Raw genomic sequence first — 1,319 nt, forward strand, 5'->3', positions numbered from 1 at the left:
GATATAATTCATCTATCAAATTTGCGAGGATGACGGGCAAAAAAGGTGAGAATTAAAATCAAAATTACTAATATCAAACAACCATAAAGACCAGGTTGATAAGAACCTAATTTATCTTTAAATATAGCCAAAAAAGAAGGTCCTATGGCACTAGCTATGACCAAAATCATCATCTGAAAACCAGAAATAGCACCCAAATAAGCTCTACCAAAAAAACGTGGTAAAGCCACTGCCGATAAAGTACCAAAACATCCTGTACTAATGCCAAACCCCATAATAGTTAAAACTCGAAATAATGGCACTCCAAAATTAGCAATAGCAGCTACACCTATTGCCTGACCAAGCATCATCACCATGAATAAATATTTGATATTAACTCTGTCTGCAGCCATACCCATCAAATAACCAACAATAGTAGATACAACTGCCTGGGGTAAAAATATACTCACTGTCTGTACTTGGGATAATCCAAATTCGGCACCAATATCAACGATATGAAAAGTAATACCTGTAAAGATCAAAGCCTGGGAGGATAATACTAATGTCACCACCCAAAACATAATTGTGCCGATAGCTTCAGCGCGGGTAAAATCTTGCAAGTTGTTTTCAGATGAGTTTTCTACTTCAGCCGTAGGTGTTTGTACTTCTCCATCCATTAATAAACCGCATTCTTCAGGAAGATCGCGATAAAATGCCCAGCCTATTAACCCCATACCAATACCAACAACTGCTGCCATAGTTAGCCAAGCATTTCGCCAACCTAAAATATTAATCAATGAAGTTGAAACTAAGGGTGCAATAGAAAAACCCAAAGCCATGAATACACCATTCAGACCAGAAGCAAAACCCCGACGACGGTTAAACCATTTACCGAGAGTTGTACGACTGGTCATGGTTAACATACCTTGGCCGGAAAATCGCAGGCAGACAAAACCTAATATCAGCATTAATAGGGCTATAGTTGAATCGGGAATTCTAGGAAATTTGTTACTGATGAGAGTAGTTAGGCGATCGCTAAAACTGAGATAACACAAAGTTAAAGCTAAACCTACTGAGGAACAAACAACAGTTACTCGCGCTCCAAAACGGTCTAACAATATTCCGCCATAAGGTAATAGTAAACCACTGGTCAAAGTACCAAAAAAATAGGCATTACTCAATTGTAAGCGTGACAGACCAGTAGCAGCTAGTAAATAGTCAGTGAAAGCACTCATCCCAATAGTTTGACCGGGTATGCTCATGATGACCCCAATGGTGCAAACAATTAAAATTACCCAACCATAAAAAAACGGGAAATTTTTAGGAGCAAAGGGATAGTC

The 1,319-nt window shown here is 38.7% G+C and carries 1 protein-coding gene; it reads right to left on the minus strand.

Annotated features, from left to right (window positions below; all coding sequences use genetic code 11):
• Window positions 1-8: 8 nt before the first annotated feature.
• The coding region (locus AC3DU7_RS30495; RefSeq protein WP_488042984.1) for an MFS transporter at window positions 9-1,319 on the minus strand (1,311 nt) is incomplete at its 5' end.

It is taken from the genome of Okeania sp., assembly GCF_983059655.1.